Source organism: Mycobacterium sp. (assembly GCF_049802695.1).
Classification (GTDB): Bacteria; Actinomycetota; Actinomycetes; order Mycobacteriales; family Mycobacteriaceae; genus Mycobacterium.
In genome coordinates this window covers 1-21,667 of record NZ_JBARMY010000111.1, presented here as the reverse complement: position 1 = coordinate 21,667, position 21,667 = coordinate 1, and the positions used below count along the sequence as shown (strand labels likewise).

At 64.0% G+C, this 21,667-nt stretch carries 16 protein-coding genes; all 16 read right to left on the bottom strand.

The features are described from left to right. Positions 1 to 398 (bottom strand): glycosyltransferase (locus WA317_RS04330; protein WP_425171872.1); only part of this gene is annotated, 398 nt, incomplete at its 3' end. Between the two features lie 11 nt (positions 399 to 409). After that, positions 410 to 2,422: a glycosyltransferase gene (locus WA317_RS04325; RefSeq protein ID WP_425171871.1), complete on the bottom strand. Its 2,013-nt coding sequence runs from the start codon at positions 2,420 to 2,422 to the stop codon at positions 410 to 412. Then, positions 2,419 to 3,828 (bottom strand): flippase, encoded by a 1,410-nt coding sequence (locus tag WA317_RS04320; RefSeq protein ID WP_425171870.1) that lies wholly within the window; start codon positions 3,826 to 3,828, stop codon positions 2,419 to 2,421. Before WA317_RS04320 ends, WA317_RS04325 begins: the two co-directional genes overlap by 4 nt. 78 nt (positions 3,829 to 3,906) lie before the next feature. Next, positions 3,907 to 5,412 (bottom strand): sugar transferase, encoded by a 1,506-nt coding sequence (locus WA317_RS04315; protein WP_425171869.1) that lies wholly within the window; start codon positions 5,410 to 5,412, stop codon positions 3,907 to 3,909. Positions 5,413 to 5,423: 11 nt separating this feature from the next. Then, complete coding sequence (locus WA317_RS04310; protein WP_425171868.1) at positions 5,424 to 6,152, bottom strand: dTDP-4-dehydrorhamnose 3,5-epimerase family protein; 729 nt, start codon at positions 6,150 to 6,152, stop codon at positions 5,424 to 5,426. 229 nt (positions 6,153 to 6,381) lie between these two features. Continuing rightward, complete coding sequence (locus WA317_RS04305; protein WP_425171867.1) at positions 6,382 to 7,455, bottom strand: threonine aldolase family protein; 1,074 nt, start codon at positions 7,453 to 7,455, stop codon at positions 6,382 to 6,384. A 103-nt stretch (positions 7,456 to 7,558) separates the two neighbouring features. Beyond that, complete coding sequence (locus tag WA317_RS04300; RefSeq protein ID WP_425171866.1) at positions 7,559 to 11,599, bottom strand: non-ribosomal peptide synthetase; 4,041 nt, start codon at positions 11,597 to 11,599, stop codon at positions 7,559 to 7,561. Then, complete coding sequence (locus WA317_RS04295; RefSeq protein ID WP_425171865.1) at positions 11,596 to 12,819, bottom strand: cytochrome P450; 1,224 nt, start codon at positions 12,817 to 12,819, stop codon at positions 11,596 to 11,598. The genes WA317_RS04300 and WA317_RS04295 overlap by 4 nt, the downstream gene beginning before the upstream one ends. Next, entirely contained in the window at positions 12,816 to 14,645 is a 1,830-nt protein-coding gene (locus tag WA317_RS04290; protein ID WP_425171864.1) for a non-ribosomal peptide synthetase, read from the bottom strand. The genes WA317_RS04295 and WA317_RS04290 overlap by 4 nt, the downstream gene beginning before the upstream one ends. Continuing rightward, positions 14,642 to 15,004 carry a hypothetical protein gene (locus WA317_RS04285; protein ID WP_425171863.1) on the bottom strand — a complete coding sequence of 121 codons (363 nt, stop codon included), beginning with the start codon at positions 15,002 to 15,004 and terminating at the stop codon, positions 14,642 to 14,644. Before WA317_RS04285 ends, WA317_RS04290 begins: the two co-directional genes overlap by 4 nt. A gap of 453 nt (positions 15,005 to 15,457) precedes the next feature. Further along, a complete protein-coding gene (locus WA317_RS04280; protein WP_425171862.1) occupies positions 15,458 to 16,012 on the bottom strand; it encodes a class I SAM-dependent methyltransferase in 555 nt (184 codons plus the stop codon). Positions 16,013 to 16,630: 618 nt separating this feature from the next. Next, a complete protein-coding gene (locus tag WA317_RS04275; protein ID WP_425171861.1) occupies positions 16,631 to 17,206 on the bottom strand; it encodes a serine O-acetyltransferase in 576 nt (191 codons plus the stop codon). Between the two features lie 94 nt (positions 17,207 to 17,300). After that, positions 17,301 to 18,482 carry a type VII secretion protein EccE gene (gene eccE / locus WA317_RS04270; RefSeq protein WP_425171860.1) on the bottom strand — a complete coding sequence of 394 codons (1,182 nt, stop codon included), beginning with the start codon at positions 18,480 to 18,482 and terminating at the stop codon, positions 17,301 to 17,303. Positions 18,483 to 18,825: 343 nt separating this feature from the next. Next, positions 18,826 to 19,131 (bottom strand): hypothetical protein, encoded by a 306-nt coding sequence (locus WA317_RS04265; protein ID WP_425171859.1) that lies wholly within the window; start codon positions 19,129 to 19,131, stop codon positions 18,826 to 18,828. 237 nt (positions 19,132 to 19,368) lie between these two features. After that, the gene (locus WA317_RS04260; protein WP_425171858.1) at positions 19,369 to 20,781 is read right to left on the bottom strand and encodes a PPE family protein; all 1,413 of its coding nucleotides are present in this window, start codon (positions 20,779 to 20,781) and stop codon (positions 19,369 to 19,371) included. Positions 20,782 to 20,799: 18 nt separating this feature from the next. Further along, positions 20,800 to 21,099, bottom strand: coding sequence for a PE family protein (locus tag WA317_RS04255; protein ID WP_425171857.1), 300 nt, complete (start codon positions 21,097 to 21,099; stop codon positions 20,800 to 20,802). Between the last annotated feature and the right edge of the window lie 568 nt (positions 21,100 to 21,667).

The following is a 21,667-nucleotide window of genomic DNA, read 5'->3' as shown; positions in this document are numbered from 1 at the left end:
TGGCTGTAGGTGACAGTGGCCGCCGACCGGGCACCCCAGCGGTTGAAGACAGCGGCCTCGTAGGCCGGCCGAAGTTCAGCGGAGTCGTGGGCGCGGTCGTCGTGGATCACCTGAATGCGTGGCGCCCGGCCGGCCAGCGCGATCCAACGCGGATCGCGCACCAGTTCGGCGACCACGACGTCGGGCCGATATGCCCGCACCCGGTGCCAGGCCGCGAGGGTGGCCGGCCAGGAAGACGCCGTGCGGAACCGTGGGTCGAGCAACAGCTCGTAGTCGCGCGCGGCGTCGGACTCTGGGTGCAGGTCGGAGGTCACCAGCAGCACGTCGACGCCGCGGCGCCGTAGCGCCTCGGCCTGCACCCGCGCCAGCGGGCGCATCCACGGCGTAAGCCACAGCACCCGTGCGGCGTTCACAGCACCGCACCGATCGCCTCGAGGTAGGCGTCGGTCATCGCCGCCACCGTGTAGTGCGTTCGCATCCGCTCGAAGCCGCGCCGGCCGACACTCGGCAGTGCGGCGGGGTCGGCCAGGATGCGGGCCAACTGATCGCGCCAGCCCGCCACCGAGACCGGCTCGACGACGTATCCCGCCCGTCCGAAATCCAGCATTTCCGGAACCGCGCAGATCGCGGACGCCGCCACCGGCACCGCCCGGGCCATTGCCTCGAGAATGACCATCGGAAATGCTTCCGAGCGACTAGGTACGCAGAGCAGATCGGCTTTGGCCAGAGCGGGTTCCGGCCCGGCCGACCAGCCGCGCCAGTGCACCCGATCGCTTAACTCGGTTGGGGTGCAAGCCTGCAGCCGCTCCCGGTCGGAGCCGTCACCGAAAATCGATAACGTCCACGGCCGGTCGGTCAGTCCGCTCAGCGCCTCGATCAGCAATAGCGGGTTCTTGTGTTCGACAATTCGCGAGAGCATCACCAGGTGCAGCGGATGGTCGGTCGCGCGCAGCCGGGGACGCGGTTCATCCTCCAGTTCGACGCCGTTCGGGGCCACGAAACGCCGTCCGTCGAGCCGGTGGTGCATCCCGAGCATTTCCCAATGCCGTTGCGCCAGCACGATGAACCCGTCCGCGCGACACATCGCGGCGGCCAGTGGCCGCGAGTAGATCGGCCGGTCCTCCTCCGGCGGGGTGTGCGGGGCGACGAGCCAGCGCCGACCGCCCCCGGCGGCGCGCCACAGCGTGGCTAAACCGGTCTCGGTATTGGTGTCGCCGCTGATGAGGACCGCGGGACCGTCGGGGATGTCGATGACCGGTGCCCACCAGGGTTGACGCACCACGCGCACGCTGTGCGGGATCTCCCTGATCAGCGGGCCGAACCGCTGCGCGCAGACGACGGTGACCGGATAGCCGCGGCGGCTCAACTCGCCTGCCAGCAACACCTTTTGACGCTCGGCGCCGCCGTATACGAGGCGATTGGTGGTGACCACGATCGATGGCAGGTCCCCGCGGCGGCCGGTGCCCACGGCCCGGCGCGCGCGTCGCCGGCAGCGCTGCACCCGGTCCAGCACCATTCTTCCGGCCAGGTACGCATCCGCGTGGTGAACGCTCTGCTGGTGTTCGAGCAGCAAAGCGACGTTGGCGTCAAACAGGTCGCGGTTTCGGATGCATTCACCGGCCGAGAAGTCATCGACGTCCACGGAGGGGGCGTCGATTGCAGGGCCGATCGCCGGGGCGCCGTGCTCGACGGCCAGTTCGTCGGCCAACAGGATGCGCCAGCCCGCGCCGCGGGCCCGGGCCTGCCAGTCGGCTTCGTCGCCGTAGGGGAAGAACTCCTCGTCGAAACCACCGATGGCGTTCCACGCCGCCCGGTTGATCGCCAGGCAGGCGCCGGCGGCGTAGCCCTCGATGGTCTGTGATTCGCCCGGCTGGTGGGCGTAAAGATGGGAGAGCGGCGTGCCGCGTAGCGTATCGGAGTAGCCGGTCGCGGCGACCAACGCACGGGTCAGTGTAATGCGACGCGTCGCGTTATCCCACGGTGCTGCACCCGGAACCGCGCTGGCACGCCACAGCGGCGAAACGGCCGCCGTCCCCGGCTGGCGAAGCAAATCGCGAGTGCGAGTCAGCGATCCCCGAAGCCGCGTCTCGGGGCTGAGCATCAGCAGATCGGCATCCGGCGGCGTGTACTCCACCAACGCGTTGAAGGCTGCCGCGAAGCCGCGGTTTACCGACCCCAAGACCCAATGTGCCTCGGGGTAAAGGGCGACAAGTTCTTCGCGCCCGGGATATCGATTGCCGCTGTTCACAAAAATGTAGACCGGCAGCCCGGGCAGGTGCTCGGTGACGCTGGCGAGACACCGCTCGAGCAGGTCGTGGTTCTTATCTGTCACGATGAGGACCGCGAGTTGCCGGCCGGAGTGCAGCGGGGCGACGCAATCGGACGGGGCTTTGAGATAGGCCCGGTCTCTTCCGCGACTCACGCCACCACCCGCTGTCTGCGCAGCATGGCCAAGCTCGACCACGTGACTGGGCCGACCACCATGCTGGCCGCCAGATAGACGGCAAATGCCGCAGCCAAAGTAAGCAGCACGTGCTGGTCGGACAGCAGCAGCACCACCACGGCACTCGCCGCCGTCGGAGCCAGCAGCCGCAGCAAAAAAATTGCCGGCGTGCGATAACCGCACTGACGTCGCAGCCACCAACTCGCGATCACCATGCGGGACAGCTCCGTACACGTCACCGCGACGCCGGCGCCAATGGCTCCGAACCGTCCGTCCAGAGCGAGGTTGAGCCCGACGATGACCCCTAGTTCCGCGATGGACATCCGGAATAGGAACCCCTGTTGGTGGCAAGCGAACAAACCCTGGCTCAGGGTGCTGCCCACCATTCGTAGTGCTGCAGCGGTGCACAGCAATGTCAGCGCCGGTGTACCGCGATCAACGAACGCCCGATCGCCGAAGAACCCGATCAGGGGTCCGGCCAGGAGACCTCCGATAACCGCAACCGGGACCGCCAGGAACCACATCAGCTCCACGCTGCGGCGCATGAACCGGGCGAACGCGGCGACATCACACGAGAACAGCTCGGTGGCCGTCGACAATGTCGCCCTCTGAAAGAACAGCGACACGACCACGGTGTTGAGCGCGACCGTGCACGCCAACGCGTACACCCCTACCTCGGAATGGCTGCTCACCAGGGACAAGATCACGCCGTCACAGCGCCAGTACACAGTCGCGAGCACTACCACACCGATGACCGGCAGAGCTTCCCGCAGCAAATCGGCGGTCTGCCGCCACGAAAAGATGGGGCGCAACGAGATGTGCCGCGACGCCGCAGTGCCCTGGATCAGCAGACACACGATGGGCGCGATGAGTTGTGCGACCGCGAACCAGACGATGTCGGCCCGGGTCGTGACCAGCCAGACGACCGCTGCCAGCGTGGCCAATCGGCTGGCGACGTCGGAGAAGGCCACAGCAAAGAATCGGACGGTGACCAGAAACACCGGCTCAAACCGTGCCGTCATCGTCAGCACCATCAGCTGCCCGGACAGCACCACCAGCATCGTTCGCACACCGGAATCGTGGTACGCGAGCAATCCTGACCCAACCGCCAGCGCCGCCAGCGGAACGCAGTACACCAACGACAAGCCGCTGTTCATCCGGACCAGGCGTTCGAGTTCGCCTCTGCCGGTAGTCACGCGCCGGACGATGACCGTACCGATACCGAGGTCGGCGAGGCTGGCCCAGGTCCCGATGAAGACGACTGCGATGGTAAGCTCACCGTAGCGGTCGGGGCCTAAATAGCGAGCGGTGAGAGCCACCGAAACCATCGAGGCCAGCATCCCAAACACCCGGCAGATCACCTGTATCGCGAACGCAGAAGCCATGCGCTTCGGCGTAGTAGAAGGAGCCACCGCTGCGGTGACCGGCTCCGTGGCTACCCGCCCGCCGTAATCCACCGCCACTCAGTACGCTCCGTCGCTCACCAAGACGGCCCTTACTGTCTTTGCGATGATGAGCAGGTCGCTGGCCATCGACCAGTTGTCGACGTAGGACAGATCCAGCCGTACCGACTCATCCCACGAGAGATCAGAACGGCCACTTACTTGCCATAAGCCCGTAACACCCGGCTTCACCAACATTCGTCGCTTCACGTCGCCGTTGTACTTCGCCACTTCGCGCATCAGCGGCGGCCGCGGGCCAACCACACTCATATCGTGCTTCAGCACGTTGAGGAATTGCGGCAATTCATCGATGCTGAATCGTCGGAGTATTCTGCCGACGGGTGTGACGCGCGGATCTTGACGTATCTTGAACAGCATGCCGCCGACGCATTCGTTCAGGGGCAGCAGGTGGTCAATCTGCTTGTCCGCGCCGTCCACCATTGTCCGAAATTTGAGCATTGTGAACGGCGTGCCATCGAGGCCGATACGCTCGGAAGGGTAAAAAACCGGCCCTTTGCTTGTCAATTTAATAGCAACAGCTGATGCGATGAGTAGTGGCGACGTTCCGATAAGGGCTGCCAACGCGAAGCAGAAGTCAAAAGCCTGCTTCTGGAAGCGCTTAGCCCCTTGATATTGCGCTTTTTCGACATGCAGTAAGGGAAACCCCGCGACCGGCCGCAGAGCCAGCCGTCCTTCCGCGACGTCCATCACGCCCGGCGCGACTACGAGGTCGACGTCCATCGTCTCCAGCCGCCACATCAGTTGCCTGATCCCCTGCACACCGAAACGTTCGGTCCCAGTCAACGCCACGGTGTCCGCGCCGCAATGACCGATGGCAGCCAGGGCACGGGTTTCGTCACCGAGAATCGGGATTTCGCGGCCATGCACCATAAGCTTTTTGCCACGCGACGGCCCATATCCTGGAATACAGACTCCGAGCACCACATAGCCGTCTCTGGGGTTTCGGGTCAGTTCATGCGCAAGGTGTGACACGGCCCGGCGGTCGCCAATCGCCAGTACCTTCGTCTGACATTCGCCGTGCGCTCGCTTCCCGGCGATGTGGTGACGCCACAATACCCGGCTGGTCAATAGCGCAATGGTGCCTACCGGAAGCGCAACCGCTAAATAGCCTCGAGCTACGAAAATTTTAGCCAGCAAAGTAATCATCGCGATGGTTCCAAATGTCCAGAACGATGCGCTCGCGATGCGCCGGTACTCTTCGATGCCCGCGCCGATTATTCGCGTCGATCTGGTGTGGAACACCGCGAGGAACGACATCCAGAGCACCGCGAAGAGCAGCGAGAAGGACGTGATTACCGCGCCTGGGTAGCCGGATGTGGTCAGATTGTCCCCGAACCGCACGAACTGAGCCAGCATCACCGATGCGAAGACGATCACCGAGTCGCTGATGCGCAGACGTGCCGAATACCGGTGCTGCCAACGTCGAGCGGTGTTATGCCCGGACGGGGCCGGGTGTCCGATGACCGGCGCAAGGCCGGTTTGACGGGAAAGCGACGATGTGGTCATGACGGTTCGACTTAGGTGGTGGCCGCTAAGTCCGGCTGGACGCCGACGGGCATCCGGCTCTGCGCCTCGAGCAGTTGCTCCACCAGCCGACCGAGCGGCACCTGGACGTCGTCGTAGGTTGGCGTCGCGTCCCTGGGCACGTCACGCACGAGCGTGCAACCTTTCGCGGCGCCGATTGGTAGCAATCCCTGGGCGCGCGCTGCGATCCCGACCGGTTCCAGAAGCGGCCATTTGGCGTCTTCTTCGGAGACAACCGTGACCGTTAACGGCCACGGGATCTTGAATGCTGGTTCGTCCCAACGGAATCCCTGCTGCCCAGCTGGCGCATAACGACCGCTGACTTGATAAAGGACTTCAGTGTTGTCGGCCAAAGTCTGAAAGCCGTGCGCGACATACGGCGTCAAAAACAGCGCCCGGTGGTTGTCGGCGCTGAGCTCTGTCATCACGTGCCTGCCATAGGTGGATGACTCGCGGCGCACGTCGACGGCGACGTCGACTATTGCCCCGCGGGTGCAGCGCACCAGCTTGGCCTCCGGGTACGGCGGCGCTTGCAGGTGCAGACCCCGCACCGTCCCTCGCTTGTGGTTGTAGAAGATGTTCGTCTGCGCGACGTTGGAAATCAGCCCGTATTCGGCGAATTCGTTCACGCAGAACGCACGTGACGAGAAGCCTCGATCGTCGTAATGCGGTTCGACGTCAACAATCGTCACGCCGGTGATGGCAGTCGGTGTATACCTCATCTACCTCTCCCTCCAAAACACGGTTTTCGAAGGAAACCGCTGCGCGGCGCTCTCGTCGGGATGGCACCGATACACGACCTGTAGAGATACCGGTCATCCACATGCAGCCATCTTTACATACTTTTTAGATGATGTCACCGGATTTCTATACTTTGAGTATATTCGCCGTGCGGGCCGCAGTTGCCGAAATCCACCGTCGCCGGGCTCACTAGCCATGTGTTCGAACTCGTTAAGAAAGGCTTTGCTCGATCGTGGCAGCGGTGAGTCGGCGAACCGCGTGTATCAGCTCGTCGACATCGTGCGTGGTAGTGGCAAATGAGGTGACGAAACGGACGACACCTGGCTGCCAACGGCCGTGGTAGAAGCCGTAACCCTCGCGCCGAAGTCCATCGATGACCTGCTGGGGCAGGCGGCAGAAGAGGATGTTCACCTCCGGCTTGCTCGCAATGTGCGTGCCGGGAACGGACTTCAGCCCAACTGCGAGCCGCGCGGTCATGGCATTGGCGTGCCGGGCATTGTGTAGCCACAGATCGTTGGCGAGGTAGGCGTCGAGTTGGGCGGCGGCGAAACGCGTTTTGGCGGCGAGTTGCCCTGCTCGCTTAGCTCGGAAGGTGAGCTCGGTGGTTAGGGCATTGTCGAAGACGACGATCGCATCGGCGGTTATGGCCCCGTTCTTGGTGGCGCCAAAGGACAGCATGTCCACGCCGGCGCGCCAGGTTACCTCGGCGAGGTTGCAACCCAATGTGGCGAGGGCGTTGGCGAGGCGGGCGCCGTCCATGTGAACGCGCAGGCTCGCGTGCTTCGCAATGCCGGCCAGGCGTCCGATCTCGGCGGCGGTGTACACCGTGCCGGTCTCGGTGGGCTGGGTGATGCTCAACACGGAGGGTTGCACGCTGTGCGCGTCGCCGACCTTGCGGTGCACCGCCGCCTGCAGCTCGTCGGGATCGATCTTGGCGTTTTGCCCGCCGAGAGCAATCAGTTTGGCACCTCCGGTGAAGAACTCCGGTGCGCCGCACTCGTCGTTGTTGATATGGCTGTCGCGGTGACATAACACGCCACCCCAAGGTGGAGTCAGCGCGGCCAAGCTCAACGCGTTCGCTGCCGAGCCGGTGGACACGGGGAACACATCGACGTCGCGATCAAAGATTTCGCTGAAGCGGCGTCGTGCCCTCGAAGTCCAACTGTCGGTGCCGTAGGGTGGCGCCTGACCGCAGGCTGCCGCCGTAACAGCGGCGAGAATCTCGGGAGCGCCACCGGCGGTGTTGTCGCTGGTAAAGCAGCGATGTGGCGTACTGGCTATCACAGTCTCGGTCCGTCTCCTTCCGACGATAACGAGCGAATGGCGGCAGTGACGTGCACAGCTGCCCAGGGCTGGGTTTGGCCTCGAGTGCAAGCCACTGCGGGACTCACCTGACCGCGCATACCCCCTGTGTCGCCTCGGGGTGTCCTATGCGTGTCAATGCTCGTGCTCTATCAAGCGACCCGAGCGTCAACCGCGCGAGCTGCTCTACCTTGGGTAGTTCGAGGACGGTGGCGTGGTCACCGGCGAGACGTTCAACCGTCAAGGCGCCTTTGTGAAATTCCTCCCACCCCAACAGATCTGCCTGCACATCGGCTGCGCTGTCCTCGCTCACGAACAGGTGTATCGGCACCTCATGTCCAGGCTGCCGATAAAGGCATGCGACCTCTAGAGCACCGCGCAAGTCGAAGTCGTTCAGTGATGGTGGTGGCCGCAGCGCACCGGGCCCACTTCGAAGCACCCGAATCGCAACGTCGGCGTACTTGGCCCACCGCTCACGCGCCGGTAGCTGGCGTAACCGGCCATGCCGCCCTCGCAACGTCAGCTGTGACAGCTGCGCCCGCCGCCGTTCCGTCAACGACGGCGCCAGAGCATCGAGGATGCCCAGCCAGTCGACTTGCCGGCCGCCATCGACAGCCTGACGGGCAACTTCGTAGGCCACCAGCCCTCCCATCGAGTAGCCGACTAGCGCAAGCGGACCATCCGGCTGCCGGTCGCGAATCATCGAAAGGGCTTGGCTGGCACGCTGTTCGATGGTCACGGATAGGTCGAACTGCCCGCCTGGCTGATCGAGGATCAGCGGGTGTACCGGCTGCGCGGCACCCCACTGGGCCGTAAAGTGCCTCAGGCTCATCGCCGATGCAAGATCGGAGAAGATGAAGTGCAGCGGCGGGACGGACTTGACTTCGTCTGTCCCGCTGTGCCTTTCGGTACCGAGCAACTTGGCCAGTCCTGCAACGGTTCGGCCGTTGTCGAGGAACGCCGCAAGCGACAGCGCAACACCAAATGCCCGCTCCACCTCAACAATCAGCCTGGCCGCCAGCAGCGAATGACCACCCATATCAAAGAAGTCGCAGTCGACGTCGGTTACGGTCACCCCCAGCAAGCCGGCCCACAGCTCGGCGACGCGCCTTTCCGTGCCGTTGCGCGGAGATTGGGCGTCGATGCGGCCTGTTGTCTGCGGCGACGGTGCGGGAAGTGCGGCTTTGTCGAGCTTCCCACTAGCGGTCGTCGGGAGCGTTCTGAGATGCACGAATGCGCTGGGAACCATGTACTCGGGCAGACGGCGACGTAGCCACTCACGCGCCTCGGCACCGCTCGGGCGCTCCGCCTCGCCGACGATATACGCCACCAACTGCCGTTCGCCGTTGGACGCCTCGCGACCCACCACTGCGCAGGATCCCACGTCTGGGTGCTCGCACAGAGTGGACTCAATCTCGCCCGGCTCTATGCGGTAGCCGCGGATCTTGAGCTGGTCGTCGTAGCGGCCCAGGTGTTGTATTCGGCCGTCCGGCAGAAACCTGCCACGATCGCCGGTGCGATAGATTCGGCCGCCGGCATGGAATGGATCATCTCCGAACCGGCGCGCGTGCGCGTCAGGCTGATTGAGGTAGCCGCGAGCCACACCGGCGCCGCCAACCGCGATCTCCCCGGGGACCCCTACCGGCTGTTCCCGCCCGCGCGAGTCAACAACGTATACCCGCACGCCCGGCAATGGAGTTCCCACCGTGACGGTGTCCCCGTCGGTCAGCCGAGCAGCCGCGGCGACGACGGTCGTTTCAGTGGGACCCCACGCGTTCCAGACTGCCCGGCATTTTTGCAGGAGTGCGTCGGCAAGCGCATCGGTGAGCGCTTCGCCGGCGGGTACCGCGGTGAGGGTCCGGTTTCCGCTCCAGCCCGCGGCGATGAGCGCCGCCCATGTCGTCGGGGTCGCCATCATGTAGGTTGCGCGGGTATCCGCGATCAGGCGGCTGAGTGCGGCCGGATTCATCGCCTGCTCGCCGGTCGCGAGCACCAGGCGTGCTCCGCACGCAAGCGCACAGAAGATGTCGCCGACCGCCATATCAAAAGTGACGGCGGCTACCGACAGCACCGTATCGGATCCCGTGACCCCAAATGCGCGAAACATGGTGTGCATCAAGTTCACGACGTTGCGATGTTCGACGAGCACACCCTTGGGGCGGCCGGTCGAGCCCGAGGTGTACATCACGTAGCCCAGGTCGCTGGGCGACACGGCAACATGGCAAGCTGCCGGTGGCCAGTAATCGCCGAGGCTGATCACGCTCGCCCCAGCGACCGCCAGGTCAGTCGGCAGCTGACGATCGACGAGAATGAAGCTCGCGCCGGCGTCACTGATGCAGTAGGTGTTCCGGGCGGCCGGCTGGCGGGGATCCAGCGGCAGATACGCCGCGCCGGACTTGAGGATTCCAAGCAGCGCCGCCACCAGGTCAGGCGTGCGGTCCAAGAACACGGCCACCACCGCGCCGGGCCCGGCGCCCACGGCCACCAACCGCGATGCGATGGCCGCCGCGCGATCGTCCAGTTGCCGATAGGTCAGTGTCGCATCACCGACCTGTACCGCCACCGCGCCGGGCGTCCGGTCGACCTGCGAGCTGATCACCTCGTGCACGCAGTGCGACGAAATATCTTGTGGCGCTTCAGATTTCCAGCCTAGCTGCCGCTGGCGCGCATCTGGGGTAACCAGATCATGGTCGGCCATCGGTGATTCCGGCGCCACCGCTACGACATCGAGCAAGCGGCGCAACTGTAACGCCATCTCGCTTGCCGTCTGTCGGTCGAACAAATCCGTGCTGAAGAAGAACCTACCTGCGATGTGTCCCTCGGGTCGCTCGTCCAACTCGATACTGATGTCAAACTTCGCCGACCCCACCGCGTCTGAAACATCGGATTCCATCAGGTGCAGGGACCAATCATCAGCCGCGGACGTCAGCGGCGGCTCAAAAGCCAACGCCGTTTGAAAAAGCGGATTGTGGCGCGGATCTCGTGGTACGTCGAGGCCGGCCACCAGGGTCTCGAACGGCACCACATCGCCGAGCGCCTCGATCACTGCGCGGCGGATCCGGCCCACCAGCGCGGTGAAGCACTCTTCGCCCGACACCTCACAGCGCACCACCACGGGGGTGACACAGTATCCGGCCACCCCCAGCAGATCGCTACGGTGGCGCAGGTCATGCGGCGTCCCGAAGACAACATCTGTGGACTCGGTGTAGAGCTGCAGCCACCAGGCGTAGGCGGCAGCCAACGCGTGGAAAAGGGTGCCGCCCGCACTTCGAGCCGCGCGGCGCAGCCCGTCAACGGTGGCGTGTTCAATCGTCAGCGGGATCGTCCCGCCGACAAACGTCTGTCGCGGCGGTCGCGGGTGATCGAACGGCAGCTGAGTCGGTGTGATGTCGGCAAGTCGGCTGCGCCAGCGTGCAATTCGGGCGGCTATCTCAGGTCGGCGAACCCACTCAAGCTCCCACATCGTGTAATCGGCGTATTGTGCCTGCGGGTCGGGCAATGACGAAGAAGCACCCATGGCGTAGCTGCGGTACAGCGCCACGAGCTCCGCGAATACGACACGATTCAGGGTTGTCCCGTCGAAAATCAGATGGTGCAGGCCGATGCAGAGCCGATGATCGTCCTCGGCGATGCGGATCAGTCGCGGACGAATCAGAGGTCCGCGGGTGAGGTCGTAGGGACGCAGCGTGTCGGCGGCGGCGATCTCGACGGCTCGAAGTTTTGCCTCTTCGGTGTTCAGGCGTGATAGGTCCACCAGCGGCAGGTCGACTTCCATCGGCTCGTGCACGAACTGATGAGGCACACCGTCGATACAGTCGAAGGTCGTTCGCCACGCCTCGTGCCTTGCCACCACCTCGGTGAGCGCCCGACGCAGCGCTTCCTCGTCGAGCACACCCGCCTTATGGATCGTAATGAGCTCGTTGTACACGGGCGAGTCCGCTGCGAGTTGACTCAAGTACCACAGTTGATATTGCGAAACCGACAAAGGCAGTGGGCCGGATGGGATCCTCGAATTGACCGCGTGTGGTTCGGCCGCTGGGCGCGAACCGGCCGCCCGGACTCGTCGCTCGAAGAGCGCGCGGCGCATCTGCGCAAGCCGGGCGGCGTCATCCGTGGTCGTGGTCATGCTCGCCACCGGATCGGCAGGGTCGCTAGCCCGCGGAGTCCTAGGTTCGCGCGCCACTGCGCGGAACCGTCGACCAGCTCGAGGTCGGGCAGGCGGGTTAGCAGGGCTTCGAACGCGAGCTGGCCCTCGATACGGGCCAGCGGTGCGCCGAAGCAAAAATGCGGGCCCCACGCGAACGCCAGGTGCCGATTGTCCTGGCGGGTCAGGTCGAGCCGATCAGGATCCGCGAAGCGCTCGGGGTCCCGGTTGGCGGCGCCCATCACGGCGATGACCGCTTGACCCTGCTCGATCGGCTGGCCACCCAGCACGGTGTCCTCGGGTGCGAGCCGCGCGGTGTGCTGGCTGGGGCTTTCGTAGCGCAGCAGCTCCTCGACCGCGACGGGCAGAATGGCCGGGTCATCGCGAAGCTGTTTAAGCGCTGCCGGATGGCGCAGCAGGGTCAGTAAGCCGTTGCCGATCAGGTTGGTGGTTGTTTCCTGGCCGCCCACCATCGTCACGATCGTGTTGGCGATCACCTCTTCCTCGGTGAGCCGATCCCCGTCGACCCGAGCCTGGCTCAGAGCGCCGATCAGGCCGTCCGAAGACGCACCAGAGTGCCGTGCCAGCGCATGCCGGAAGTAGGCGGTCATATCCGATACCGCACTGACCACGCCGTCGATGCCGTCCGGGTTGTGTTGAAAGTTGCCGAGCATCTGCGCGAACGTCTGCGACCAGTCCTTGAGTTGCTCCTGGTCTTCCGTTGACACGCCCAACATTTCGGCGGTGACGATCGCGGGCAGCGGGTTGGCGAAGTCACTCATCAGGTCCATTTCGCCTTGTGTGACGACCCGGTCGATCAGGTCGTTGACAATATCGCGGATGTGGCTGCGCAGTCGCTCTACCCGGCGGGCGGTGAACGCCGTCGATGCCAGCCCGCGCACCCGGCGGTGCTGCGGCGGGTCCATGAACAGCATTTGTCTGACCATGACCTGAGCCACCGGTGCCAGTCGCTGCATGCCGAGCTCGGTCAGCCGCTCGGGAGTGGGTGTGCGCTCCGCGCGGAAGCGTGCGAGCACCTCAGCGACGTCGTCGTAGCGGGTGACCACCCATGCGTGCAGGAATCGATCCCACAGCACCGGGGATTCTTGACGCAGCCGCGCGTACAACGGGTACGGGTCGGCGAGGACATCCGGGTCGAGCAGGTGAAACAGGCTCAGCGGGGCGCTGGTGCGTGTCGTCACGGTTCGAGGGCTCCTTCGCGCTGTGTTGCGTCCACTCCCGTCGGCGCACCGGCCTGGATCAACTCGTCTGCGCTCATGGCCTCGATGTCGGCCATCAAGAGCCGTTCAACCTCGACGGCCATGTCGGCCACCGTCGGATTCTCGAAGATTGACCGCAGTGGTACCTCGACGCCGAATCTTTCCCCGATCCGGATGGACAGCTGCGCGCCCAGCATGGAATGACCACCAAGGGCGAAAAAGTCTTCATCGATCCCGATCTCCCGCAGCCAGAGCCGCTCGGCCACGATGTCGGCCAAGATGCGCTCGAGATCATTTCGTGGCGGCGCCAGGTGGCCGCGACCGGCGATCTGAGTTCCAAGCTCGCGCAGCAACTTGCGGTCGATCTTGCCGTTCGCATTGGTAGGAAGCTCAGCCAGTACTGTGCAGTCAGCCGGAACCATGTGGGGGGGCAGCCGCTTTGACAGATACTCGCGCAACTCTGCTGTTGCAGGTGGCCGACCCGCCGCGCCGACGACATAGGCACTGAGCCGCTGCGCGCCGTTGTTGCCGACGGCGACCACCGTGCTGGCGCAGACCTTCGGGTGCTGGTCAAGCACTGCGACGATCTCACCGAGTTCGATACGCAGGCCCCGGATATGCACCTGCTCGTCGAGTCGACCCAGGTAAACGAGTTGGCCGTCGGCACGCAGCCGCACCAAATCGCCTGTGCGGTAACAACGGTCACCGGCTGCGTCGACGAAGAACTTGGTCCGGTTGAGTTCTGGATGACCCACGTAACCGCGGCCGACCGAAACCCCACCTATAACGAGCTCACCGGCGGTGTCGGGCGGGACCGGCTGACCATCGGGCTTGACCACCGTCAGCTTGACCCCCGGTATGGCCGAACCGAGCGTTGGTAGCTCGGCGCACCCAGCCACTTCTTCTGCAGGCGTTACCGTGCCCGAGGTCGACACCACGGTGGCTTCCGAAATGCCATAGTTGTTGACCAGCCGGAACGGCAAACCCGCCCTCGGGCGGAGGTGCAGCACATCGCCGCCGGTGAGCATGGCCCTCAAGGGGGCAATGTCGGGCCAGTCGAGCGCCATGACCGCCTCGCACAGCGGCGTCGGCACAAACGATGTTGTGATGCGTTCGGCCAGCAACCAGTCACGCAACGCGATGGGATCGGTTTTCACCCGCCCCGGTGGCACGTGCAGCGAAGCGCCGGCGGCCAGGCACGGCCAGATCTCCCATACAGCCGCATCGAAGCTGGGACTCGATATCAGCGCGCATCGGTCGGACTCGCTGATACCGAACGCTCTCACATGCCAATCAATAAGATTTCCTAGGCCGGCGTGCTCGATGATTACGCCTTTCGGGCGGCCCGTGGACCCTGAGGTGTACACGATGTAGGCCGGATCTTCGGCCGCAACCGTTACCGGGACAGCCAGTGCCGAGGCGACAGAATGCATCGGTTCTATCGCACGGGTCGCACTAATTCGCGCGGCCACATCCGCCTTCGCAACGACAATTTGTGCACCCGAATCGGCAAGCATGAAGCCAAGCCGGTCGTCGGGATATTCCGGGTCCAACGCTATGTAGCAGCCGCCGGCAGCCAGGACGCCCAGCGCGCCGACTACCAACTCGATGGACCGAGGTAAGCACAGCGCAACGGGATCGCCCCGACGTATGCCTGCTTCATTCAGCTGCTCCACCAGGGCAAGCGATCGCAACCACAATTCCGCATACGACAGGTGTCCGTCGGCTGAAGTCACCGCGTTTGCCTCAGGGTGTTCGCGAGCGGCTCTTTCCACCTGCGCGACTACCGGCATCAGGTTTGCGCTCATCTGCCGTCTCCGAGCGTCGACGGCAGCGTCACACTCGTGCAACCTTGCTGTCGTTCGGAGCGCTCGCTTTCGAGCACATCCGCGAAAAGAGCTGAAACCACGCTGAACTCGGGCCGCTCGGGTGGGATTTCCCAGGCGCCTACTTCGTCCCCATGGCCATCCGGACCTGCTTGAACGACATCTTCGAACGGTTCGCCCGGCACGCCGATCCCGACCACTTTCGCGACATCGCCAACTGCGGTGTGTTGTCTGGTTCGCATTGTGATTGTGGTGCCAGCGTGATCGGGTCTGGCCCGACAGAATGAATCCTCGCGTGCAGCACAGTCGTTGTAGATGCCGGTCGCCGGCGCGAAAGCCAACATTTCATGCTCTGTGGTCACGAACACACCCGCTCCTCCTAACGAAGTAATCCGGCCCTGGCGGCGGCCGCGGTTATCGTTTCACCCTGACGGCGTAATGGAACCGATGGTACACCCGCAGGCGCGTTTTACATACTTTTTGTCGCATTATTGGCGCTTTACATAGTTTACGGTCTCCGCAACGGACACTGCGTGTTCATCACGGGGAGCAGCCGGAGAACAGACTGCGGGCCAACAGACCTCGACGAAACACAGCGCCGCCCAGGCGGTCCGCACGCGGCTTGGTTCAACAAGATGGTTCGAATGCTGTCCGCCCCGAGGACAGTTAAGGCCGCGTACTACGCTCGTCAACGCCGGAGAGCGCACCGGTCACACGTAACCGGATGAACCGGGGATCCTGCACGGCCAGCAACCCGCACCGATGTGCTCAGCTGACTCTGTTATCGCGACTTGTCATGCTCGCGGAGCGGAATCGGAGCGGATGGCCACCAGCGACTTGACCAGGCCGGCGAACCGTTCGTACCAAATCGTCGAGTTTGGGAAGTACATGCGCATCTGCGCGATCCCTACCAAGTCGATTTCGTTGACCTGTACCTCCGCCTCGGCGCGCGTGTAAGTCTTGACGTGCCCGCGATTCCAGTTCTGCGACAGCATGATTCGGGCGCTGTACGGTAGCCACTGGATACCTGGGAACAACCAGTGTGGTTCGATTGGAAAGTAGCGGTATGGGGTCTGCACCCAGTGTCGGTCGGCGCATTGGTGGACATTGTCAACGAGCCGTTGTCGTTGGACATGCCCCCCGACGTGCTCGAGCAGCGAGTTGGAGTAGACCAGATCGAATTTCTCTCGCCGCAGCCCGTCGGGAAGTTCGCAGGCATTTGCCCGCACGACCCTCAGCGTCGGATCATCGCTCGCCAGTGGCAACAGATTGATGACGGTCAGCGCGGCAGGACGGACCGGTGCCAGCAGCCACGACATGGGTGTGCCGCCTAGGTCCAGCACGCGCATTTCCGAAATTTCTGGGAACACTTCCGAAAAGCGGCTCCAGCGACGTGCACGGGCACGCCCCGAAAGCGAACTCGGTGAATCGACGTCGGTGACTCGATCCCTCAGCATCCTCGTCATTACCTAACTCACCTCGTTTCCCTACAGCGGGGTAAGGCTGACGCCCGTGCCCGCGGGTGACGCGCGGCGTAGCAAACCAGAGCTGCAACAGAACACTATATTACATACTGTTGCATCAGCGAACTGCGGTTCACATACTTAGAGTATTGCCGCTAACGCGGCAGAAGGACTGGGGCGTCGGCCGGTCCGGTCCGGTCCGGTCCGGTCCGGTGAAAAACAAACAGCTAGAGCTTTCCCGCGACTTCAGCGCCATACGGTACGTCCTGCGTCGAGACCGCGCCGGCGTGCACCGAGACCCGCTCGCCCCTGCGCGGCAGGCGCTGGAAGTGCAACGCCCGTCGGGTCAAAATGTAGTGCGGCCGCCAGCGATGCAGATCGTGCGCCGCGAGAGTCAGCCGCCAAATCCTCCGCGAACCGTTGCTTAGTTGAACACCATCTCACCGCTCGCTGGGTGCTCGCTGGTCGACAACAGCCAAATCTCAACTACCGAAAGGGTATCCATCAATCGTTTGACGTTGATACTGCCGCCTTAGACCACCTGACCTCACCGTTCAAGGGTGGCACAATCCGCGCGGGGACACCCATGACGTCGGCGCCGCTCGGCACATCCTTCGTCACCACTGCGCCGGCGTGCACACGCGCCCGATCGCCGACGTTCGCGCCGATGATCACCACGTTCGGACCGATGAAGACGTCGTCACCAACCACCGGGTATCGCCCACCGGCCTCTCCGATCGTCGCGCCCTGGTGCATCCGGCATCGGGCACCGACCTTGGTGCCGAAGTGGATAACGACAGACCCTGGGTGCGCGATCGAGAGTCCGGGACCGCACACGTTGCGCGGAATAACGAACCCGAGCCACTGACCGACTGTCCTGGCCCGCAGACAAAACCAGATGAACAGGAGCTGCCCGACCGGATCGCGCCGCACGTTGCCCCAGTACTCGGCTCTACGCAGCAGGCGCTGGAAGTGCAACGGCCGTTGAGTCAACCGGTAGTACGGCCGCCAGCGATGCAGATCGTGCGCGGCGAGGTCGGCCGCCAGATACTCGCGGAAGCGTTGCTTTGAGTCGATCACCGGAATGTCCTTTCGCGGCCACCGGTTAAGTTGAAATTACCTATCTGCAGGGTCACGAAGCGCCTGACCGTGAGTGGTCGTCCACTGCTGGTCCTTATCTCTTAACAACGCTCAGTGATTGTTTGGGCAGCTGCCCCAGCGGCACCGCCAGCTCTGCGTCGTCATCGAGCACTCGGGCCGGCACCACGAGTGGTGGACGCCGCAACGGGACAGGCATACTGGCCTGAACAGCCCCCAGTTGGCGGCCGATGAGGCGATTCAACCCACTCGACATCTGGCGCGGCAGCGGGCTTCTCGTGTGATAGCGCACCCAGGCCGAGACCTCGGGCTGGCCACGATGGAGTCTGAGCCGGATCGTCACCACGGTGGCATCCGTGTCTGCTGACAACAGCGCGTCCAGCGTTTCTGAGGTGATGTCCGCCGGCGACACCCAGAAACTGGTCGCGTATCCATTGAAGTGCTTCAAGTGGCGCCAACCCGGCCGATGCCACGTAGGTTGCAGACCCGCCAGCACGGCGGTGTCTACATCGGCGATTTCGTCGGCAGTCAACGGCCGCGCCGCGCATTGCCGCCCATCGACCCGGTGGGCCAAGCGTTCGACGGCCGCCGCCAAGGTCGAGGCCACCGAATCACGCACCGCCACCCCGCCAAGATTGCGTTGCGGATCCATCCGCAACACCAGCCATGTGCTGATCTGATCAATAGCCGCACCAATCCCCGGCCTGTCGTTATGCGGCCCGGGGCCAGTAATGACGTCGGGAATCAGTCGAGTCCGCACCGACACAATGTCGATGCTGTCGAGACACACATCAAACTGGCTTAGCCCTGCAGCGACAACCTTCACCGGCAAGTTGGCACTCGACTCTGCCACCGAGCGGTGGTGCCGCCCGGACTGTTCATCCGCTGCAGTGTCGACCGCGATCACGGCCGCCAATAAACCCCGATACTCGCGGACTCCGACCACGTCGGGGCTGAAGCGGCGCTGGTGATTGATCGCGGGCGTACAGCCGGCCACCAGTGACGCCTCCGGGTCGGCAGACCAATTCCATAACCACGCGGCCAGTCCGGAAGCCAACGTGATACCTCGATAGGTGAGCATTCCGGCCAGTGTCGCCATCGCCGCCACAGCGGCACCGACCCACCACGCCGGGACAGCGCGCTGCCATTCTTCCGGCCAACACCGAGTGACCAGCAACAGCACCGCGACGTCGAGGACGAAAATCGGGGTAAGCCGTGACCACGACAGGTCGAGCCTGAACCGGCGTTGCGCCTTCATCGGTGCCTTAGTGGTGGCACGGTTCTCCCCCCCTGAGCCCGCCGGGCTGTTCATCACATCGCCGAGCGCCGCATCTGTAGCGTCCCGCCAAATATCAAGCCCGGGTCCGACACCACGGCCGCCGGTTTCTCCATCGCCATACGTTCCGCCCTTTCGCTGGAGGTTAACACCCCATAGCAGACGATCAAGCAGCTCACCAGAGCGTCGGCGATCCTCAATTGCGGTCACGAGACGGCGAGCGAGCGCCGCAATACCTTCGTCGTAGCCGTTCCGATCTGTCCGCAGTACCTCGGCAGACGCGCTGCGCCTCGCACGCACGGGAATCAAGTCAGGGACTGCCACCTCAACTCCTACGAGCCAAGTGCAGCCGCTTCGACGGAATCGACAGCGAAGCAGATGCCACACTTGGCGTTTCATCGTGATCGCCGGTGCGTGTCCGCAGTACGAAAAGGGCCGGCATGCTGATTTCGGAAGCTCGCTGGCACGCCGCGAGTTGCCGTGTGTCGTTGTAGTTGTTCTCGGCTATGCCGTGCTGGTACAGCCACTGACTACGAATGATGTCCTGGTGCTCGGCCTCCAACGAGGCGACCTGGGCGCAAATCAACGCGCTCTTGGAATCAACATCGCCGAACTCTTCATCGATTGTCATACTCACTGTCCTCCCAACGTGAAAAAAGTTGCGCTGCTGAGGTTTCCCCGGCTGGGTGCTCAGAACCTGCTGCGAGGCTTGCTCTTGCCGCTGCGGCCATATCCCGCATGGTGTTGGGATCCGTCATGAAATGTGTTGGCATGCGACGATTCCTCATCTGAATGGAATGGTTGCCTTTTGATCAGCACGTGCGGCACGGCCGACAGACGACGAGTACATTGCTGCGTCCCCTGCCTGTCATACCTTGGCCGGCGCGTGTCCATTGGTTGGCAGGTAGACGATCGCCGCCCTGTACCCCGGCGGCGCGTGTCCGTTCGTCGGGAACCCAGCGGGCACCGGATGCTCCGAAGCTGACGCGGCTTCCGGCTCATCCGGGTACCCAGCGGCTGGTGAACGCGGCACTACCTTAAGGCGTGACCCGTATTTGGCGGCTGCAGCGCCCACTCCGGCCGCAGCGCCCACTCCGGCAGCCCGCGGTAATCCGCCGAGGACGAGTGGCAAGCCTGATCCAGCACTTAGGTCGGCGGCCGGAACCGCCAACGTCATACCCGGGGGTGCCAGCATTCCCAGCGGGGCTCCCGCCGCGGCCCAGCCCCAGCTCGACGGCACGGACAACGCCCCGATCGAGCCCGCCTCGCCTAGGCCTCCCAAGGCCCCAACTTCCCCAAAGCCCCCGCCGAACGCTGACCCCACTGCACCATCGGCGGCCTCCGCCGCCGCCGCGCCCGCCGCACCATCGGCCTCGTCAGCAATTGTGGCGACGGGTTGGGCTGTCTCCAGGGTATTCATAATGGGCGAGAGCGCGTCCATGGCGCCAAATGTGCCGAATAACCCTGGAAGATAAAGATACTCGCCAATCAGAGACTGCAAGAGGGACCCTCCGGAGCTCCCGCCCAGCCCTGCCGCGGACGCCCCGGTGGAAGACCCACTCCCCAGCCCACTCATTAGCTGACTGAGGAGTGACGACAGCCCCGAACCGGACGGCGTGGATGCAGCGGACGAGGCGGGCGACGCGAGCCCTTGCAGCAGCGTAGTGATCAGCTGCGATAGCGACGCCTGCGAGGTCCCGGCGGAGGTGCCGGTGGACTGGGCGACTGCGACCGTCTGGCTGGCCATCCCGGCCGGGTTGGTGATCTGCGGCGGGGAGGTGAACGCCGTCAACGTCGAAGCGGCCGCCGAGTTGCCGGCATAGCTGTACATCGCCGTAGCGTCCTGGGCCCACATTTCGGCGTATTGGGTTTCGGTAGCCGCGATCGCGGGGGTGTTCTGTCCCAGAATGTTCGTCGCGACCAATGCCGCCAGTTGAGAGCGGTTGGCCGCAACCACCGGCGGGGGCACCGTCATGGCGAACGCGGTGTGATATGCGCCCGCCGCCGCCATGGCCTGAGCGGCCGATTGCTCAGCCTGGCCCGCGGCGTTATTCAGCCACGCCACGTAAGGTGCCACGGCGGCCGCCATAGCTGTTGACGATGGACCCAGCCACGAGCCGCTCGTCAGGTCCGAGACCAGCGACCCATAAGCTGACCCGGCGGAATCCAATTCCGCGGCCAACCCGTTCCAGGCCGCGGCAGCGGCCAGCATCGAGCCTGAGCCTGGCCCCGAATACATCCGTGCGGAGTTGAACTCTGGTGGGAAAGCCCCGAAATCCATAGTTAAACCTTTGGCGGCTTAAAGCGCGGTGGCGGCGTTGGCAGCCTCGGTGGCTGCGTACGATCCGGCGCTGATACCCAGTGTGTTCACAAACATCTCGTGGATTGCCGCGGCTTGGGCGCTCACCGCCTGGTACATCTCGGCGTGTCCGGCAAACTGCGCCGCCGTCATCGCCGATACTTCGTCGGCAGCGGCAGGCACCACACCGGTCGTGGAAGCCGCCGCGACCGCATTCCCACTCGTGATCGCTGAGCCGATGCCTTGCAGGCTGCCGGCTGCGGCCGCCAGCATCTCCGGCTGTGTGGTCACAAATGCCATGTCTTCTCCTAACGGTCCAATGGACAAACCGGCCCGGTCGTTAAGGCCTGCGGCCGTTGCGGCGGGTGCCTAGCCGATGTGTATGTGCAGGCCTAATATCTACAAACCGCTATTCACCGCCATCGGTAGTATACATACTTTTCGTATCTTGGAAAGCATTGGACAAACTTATAGTATCCTATCCCCTGTTATGAGCATCAGCGTGGGAACGCCGCAGGCAGAGGGCGCCCTGCTACCTTTGCGCAGGACCTTGGGCACGATGCATGCCGATTGGGACGGGCCGTCGCTACCGACTCTGGGCGGCAGTGTGCGCTCTGCGAGGAGGGACGGCAGCGTGAAGGCGACGACTGCGGTCGACAGCGCCGATGCCGGCGCTGTCGCCGCTAAGCCATGCTTGGGCGAAGGCGGCAGCCTTCGTGTACCTGCTACTGCATCACACATTTCAGCCGGTGCCTTGAGACGGTGGGTTCCCGCTTTCCAGCGCTGCGGCGGCAGAGTCAGCGGTTGCGATGTGCGCCGCAGTTGCCATCGTCTACTCGGCGCCCCTGACCACTTCGGGGTCCGACGA

Excerpts from the sequence above, each read along its gene's own strand:
- WA317_RS04320 (WP_425171870.1), bottom strand. The coding sequence starts at position 3,828 with ATGGCTTCTGCGTTCGCGATACAGGTGATCTGCCGGGTGTTTGGGATG.
- WA317_RS04315 (WP_425171869.1), bottom strand. The coding sequence starts at position 5,412 with ATGACCACATCGTCGCTTTCCCGTCAAACCGGCCTTGCGCCGGTCATC.
- WA317_RS04310 (WP_425171868.1), bottom strand. The coding sequence starts at position 6,152 with ATGAGGTATACACCGACTGCCATCACCGGCGTGACGATTGTTGACGTC.
- WA317_RS04300 (WP_425171866.1), bottom strand. The coding sequence starts at position 11,599 with ATGACCACGACCACGGATGACGCCGCCCGGCTTGCGCAGATGCGCCGC.
- WA317_RS04290 (WP_425171864.1), bottom strand. The coding sequence starts at position 14,645 with ATGAGCGCAAACCTGATGCCGGTAGTCGCGCAGGTGGAAAGAGCCGCT.
- WA317_RS04280 (WP_425171862.1), bottom strand. The coding sequence starts at position 16,012 with ATGCGCGTGCTGGACCTAGGCGGCACACCCATGTCGTGGCTGCTGGCA.
- eccE (WP_425171860.1), bottom strand. The coding sequence starts at position 18,482 with ATGAAGGCGCAACGCCGGTTCAGGCTCGACCTGTCGTGGTCACGGCTT.
- WA317_RS04265 (WP_425171859.1), bottom strand. The coding sequence starts at position 19,131 with ATGACAATCGATGAAGAGTTCGGCGATGTTGATTCCAAGAGCGCGTTG.
- WA317_RS04260 (WP_425171858.1), bottom strand. The coding sequence starts at position 20,781 with ATGGATTTCGGGGCTTTCCCACCAGAGTTCAACTCCGCACGGATGTAT.
- WA317_RS04255 (WP_425171857.1), bottom strand. The coding sequence starts at position 21,099 with ATGGCATTTGTGACCACACAGCCGGAGATGCTGGCGGCCGCAGCCGGC.